We start from the raw sequence: 4,486 nt of genomic DNA on the forward strand, positions 1-4,486 counted from the left end.
CATATGTCGAGCATCGCAAGCAGGCAGACGGCAGCACGGCTACACTGTTGCGGGCCGGCCCGTTCGCGGATCGTTCGGCGGCCTCCGCCGCGATCGCGAAGGTGCGCGAAGCCGGTCTGACGCAGTAATGCCACGATGCTGACGGCTTTCGACTACGCTGTATTGGCGGTGATCGTGTTGTCGGCGCTGCGCGGCGCGTGGCGCGGCTTCGTGTCCGAGATTTTCGGGCTGATCGGCTGGATCGCGGCGATCGTGATCGCGAGCCGCTACGTCGGGCTGGTCGTGCCGTATATTCCGGCGAACTGGCCGGGTGGCGCGCTGACGCAGTGGGTGATCGCCTTCGCGTTGCTCGTGATCGGCGTCGTGCTGGTCGCCGGCGTGGCGAACGCGCTGCTGTCGCGGATCGCGCAGGCGAGTGGCCTGGGCGGCGTCGACCGCTCGCTGGGCATGATGTTCGGGCTCGTCCGCGGCTGCGTGCTGGTGGTGCTGCTGGTCGCGGCGGCCGGGCTGACCGAGCTGCCCAAACAGGATTTCTGGCGCAATGCGCTCTTGCGTCCTTTTGCCGAACAGGGCGTGCATGAGCTGAAGCAGCTCCTGCCCGACGGCATGGCCCAGTACGTACGCGTGTGACGACGCGGCCGGGCAGGACGGAACCGATTTTGTCATTCTGAAGGACATGCCATGTGCGGCATCGTAGGCGTTATCTCCCAATCCCCGGTCAATCAGCTGATCTATGACAGCCTGCTGCTGCTGCAGCATCGCGGTCAGGACGCGGCGGGCATTGCGACGGCGGACGGCAGCAATTTCCACATGTACAAGGCGAACGGCATGGTGCGCGACGTGTTCCGCACGCGCAACATGCGCAGCCTGCCCGGCACCTACGGCATCGGCCAGGTGCGCTACCCGACGGCCGGCTCGGCGTCGAGCGAGGCCGAGGCGCAGCCGTTCTACGTGAACGCGCCGTTCGGGATCATCCTCGCGCACAACGGCAACCTGACGAACTGGCAGCAACTGAAGGACGAGATGTTCCGGATCGACCGCCGGCACATCAATACCAATTCCGACAGCGAAGTGCTGCTCAACGTGTTCGCGCACGAGCTGCAACTGTCGACCACGGGCCTCGAGCTCGATCCGGCGTCGGTGTTCAAGGCGGTCTCGGGCGTGCATCGCCGCCTGCAGGGTTCGTACGCGATCGTGTCGCTGATCGCCGGCTACGGGCTGCTCGCGTTCCGCGATCCGTTCGGCATCCGGCCGCTGTGCATCGGCAAGCTCGAGACCGAGCACGGCACCGAGTGGATGGTCGCGTCGGAGTCGGTGGCGGTCGAAGGCATCGGTTTCGAATTCGTGCGCGACCTGGAGCCGGGCGAAGCGATCTTCATCGACAAGGCCGGCAACTTCCACAGCCAGCAGTGCGCGGAGAACCCGACGCTGAATCCGTGCATGTTCGAATACGTGTATCTGGCGCGTCCGGATTCGTGCCTCGACGGCGTGCCGGTCTACAACGTGCGCCTGCGCATGGGCGACTATCTCGCCGAGAAGATCAAGCGCGAACTGCCGAACGTGCCGATCGACGTCGTGATGCCGATTCCCGATTCGTCGCGCCCGGCGGCGATGCAGGTCGCCGCGAAGCTCGGCGTCGAGTATCGTGAAGGCTTCTTCAAGAACCGCTACGTCGGCCGGACCTTCATCATGCCGGGGCAGGCCGTGCGCAAGAAGTCGGTGCGCCAGAAGCTCAACGCGATGAGCATCGAGTTCAAGGACAAGCACGTGCTGATCGTCGACGATTCGATCGTGCGCGGCACGACCTCGCACGAAATCGTGCAGATGGCGCGCGATGCGGGCGCGAAGTCGGTGATCTTCGCGTCGGCGGCGCCGCCCGTGAAGTTCCCGAACGTGTACGGCATCGACATGCCGACGCGTGGCGAACTCGTCGCGCACGGCCGCACCGACGAAGAAGTCGCGAAGATCATCGGCGCCGACCACCTGATCTATCAGGACGTCGACGATCTGCGCCGCGCGGTGCGCGACATCAACCCGAAGCTCGAGCACTTCGAGGCATCGTGTTTCGATGGCAACTACATCACCGGCGCGGTGACGCCCGAGTACCTCGATGCGATCGAGCGCGCGCGCCTCGCGCCGGCGTCGCAGGCCGATCGCGATACGGCCGGCGATACCGAGCGTTCGCAGATGAACCTGCAACTGTCGGTCGAGTAACGCCGGCGCACGCTTTTATCGAGGCGTGATAGGATGTGGCCTTGCGTCGATTTGATATCAGCTTGCGGACGCGGGGCAACTTCCCAAAACAGCTAAAGCGAAGGCCGGCGGCAGCCGGCCCGAGTCGATCGCTGTCGTACCGCACCGAAGCCCGCTGATGCCGACGCATAGCGGGCTTTTTGTTTTTTGGCCTCGGTTTTGACCGGTTCCGCGCCGCATGAACGACCGTCGGCGCGGCCCTCGAATACGGAAAACGGAACATGGACGACTCCCTCAACTTCGACACGCTTGCCGTGCGCGCGGGCACGCTGCGCAGCGACTTCAACGAGCATTCGGAAGCGCTGTTCCTCACGTCGAGCTTCTGCTTCTCGAGCGCGGCCGACGCGGCCGAGCGCTTCGCGAATTCGGAAGACTATTTCACCTATTCGCGCTTCACGAATCCGACCGTCACCATGTTCCAGGAGCGTCTCGCGGCGCTCGAGGGCGGCGAGGCGTGCATCGCGACGGCGTCGGGCATGGCCGCGATCATGTCGGTCGTGATGTCCGCGCTGCAGGCGGGCGACCACCTCGTCAGCTCGCGCAGCCTGTTCGGCTCGACGCTCGGGATGTTCTCGCAGATCTTCAGCAAGTTCGGGATCACGACGACCTTCGTCGACCCGACCGACCTGAACGCGTGGCAGGAAGCGGTGCGGCCGGAAACGAAGATGTTCTTCCTCGAGACGCCGTCGAACCCGCTGACCGAGCTCGCCGACATCGAGGCGATCGGCAAGATCGCGAAGGCGGCGAACGCGCTGTTCGTCGTCGACAACTGTTTCTGCAGCCCGGTGCTGCAGCAGCCGCTGAAGCTCGGCGCGGATGTCGTGATGCACTCCGCGACGAAATTCCTCGACGGGCAGGGCCGCGTACTCGGCGGTGCGCTGGTCGGCTCGAAGGAATTCATCATGGGCAAGGTGTTCCCGTTCGTGCGCAGCGCGGGCCCGACGCTGTCGGCGTTCAACGCATGGGTGCTGCTGAAGGGGATGGAGACGCTGTCGCTGCGCGTCGAGAAGCAGTCGGCGAACGCGTTGGAGATCGCGCGCTGGCTCGACTCGCATCCAGCGGTGGCGCGCGTGTTTTATCCGGGGCTCGAATCGCATCCGCAGCATGAACTCGCGAAGCGTCAGCAGAAGGCGGGTGGTGCGATCGTGTCGTTCGAGCTGAAGGGCGACACGCCCGAGCAGCAGCGCGCGAACGCATGGCGCGTGATCGACGGCACGAAGTTGGTGTCGATCACCGGCAACCTCGGCGACACGCGTACGACGATCACGCATCCGGCCACCACGACGCACGGCCGGATTACGCCGGAAGCGCGTGCGGCGGCGGGGATCACCGAGGGGTTGATCCGCTTGGCGGTCGGGCTCGAGCATGCGGGCGACGTTCGCAACGATCTGGCGCGTGGTCTGGACGGCTGAGCGAGATAGCACTTTTTGGCTGGGCGTCAATGAAAACGGGCCGCTCGAGAGAGCGGCCCGTTGTCATTTCGGCGTATGCCGTCGCGTGCGTTTCGCCGACGTTCAGCCAGCGGCGTGCCCGGGCGGTGCGGCACGCATCGCGTCCACCATCCAACGCAACGTTTCGTCGAGCGGCGTGACCGGCAATTCGCCCACCGCGCGCCGCAGCTTGTCGCGCGACCCGCTCAGGCTTTTCACTTCGTTGTGCCGCACGAAGCGCGGGTCGATCGTCACGTCGATCACGTAACCGGCGATGCGCGACAGCATTGCCAGCACTTCCTTCAGCGAATACGCGCGCTCCGAGCAGACGTTGAACGTCTCGCCGGCCGGCGCGGTTTCGATGAGCTTCAGATAGGCGGCCGTCACGTCGCGCACGTCGGAGAAATCGCGGCTCACGTCGAGGTTGCCGAGCGAGATCCGCGGCGCGTTGCTCGCATAGTGCGCGACGAGCTTCGGCAGCAAATAGGCGTCGCTCTGGCCCACACCGGTGTAGTTGAACGGCCGCGCGATCACGATCGGCAGCCGGTCGGCCCAGAGCTTCGCCGCATATTCCATTGCGAGCTTGCTGACCGCGTAGTCGTTCGCCGGGGCAGGCGCGACGGTTTCGTCGAGCACGCCGGCCGTCGAATTGCCGTAGACGTTCGCACTGCTGGCCAGCAGCACCGCCGACGGACGGCGGTCGAGGCCGGCGAGCGCCGCCAGCAGGTTGCGCGTGCCGACGATGTTGACCGCGTAGGTCTGCGACGGCTCGTCCTGCGCGACGTGCGCACGCGCGGCGAGAT

The 4,486-nt window shown here is 65.5% G+C and carries 5 protein-coding genes; 4 read left to right on the forward strand and 1 reads right to left on the reverse strand.

What is annotated here, in order from left to right; all coding sequences use genetic code 11:
* The 4 genes from H3O04_RS34085 to H3O04_RS34100 form a co-directional block, all read left to right on the forward strand.
* On the forward strand, positions 1-128 hold a 128-nt coding region (locus H3O04_RS34085), incomplete at its 5' end, for an SPOR domain-containing protein (RefSeq protein ID WP_202589368.1).
* A 7-nt stretch (positions 129-135) separates the two neighbouring features.
* Positions 136-630: a CvpA family protein gene (locus H3O04_RS34090; RefSeq protein ID WP_006479328.1), complete on the forward strand. Its 495-nt coding sequence runs from the start codon at positions 136-138 to the stop codon at positions 628-630.
* A 51-nt stretch (positions 631-681) separates the two neighbouring features.
* Entirely contained in the window at positions 682-2,214 is a 1,533-nt protein-coding gene (purF, locus tag H3O04_RS34095) for an amidophosphoribosyltransferase (RefSeq protein WP_006479327.1), read from the forward strand.
* A gap of 260 nt (positions 2,215-2,474) precedes the next feature.
* Positions 2,475-3,665: an O-succinylhomoserine sulfhydrylase gene (locus H3O04_RS34100; protein ID WP_023474485.1), complete on the forward strand. Its 1,191-nt coding sequence runs from the start codon at positions 2,475-2,477 to the stop codon at positions 3,663-3,665.
* 102 nt (positions 3,666-3,767) lie between these two features.
* Here the strand turns inward: H3O04_RS34100 and H3O04_RS34105 are convergent.
* Positions 3,768-4,486, reverse strand: a 719-nt coding sequence (locus H3O04_RS34105) for a GDP-mannose 4,6-dehydratase (protein ID WP_202589369.1), incomplete at its 5' end; no start/stop codon positions are given.

Source organism: Burkholderia sp. KCJ3K979 (assembly GCF_016759955.1).
In the GTDB taxonomy this organism is placed as follows: domain Bacteria; phylum Pseudomonadota; class Gammaproteobacteria; order Burkholderiales; family Burkholderiaceae; genus Burkholderia; species Burkholderia orbicola.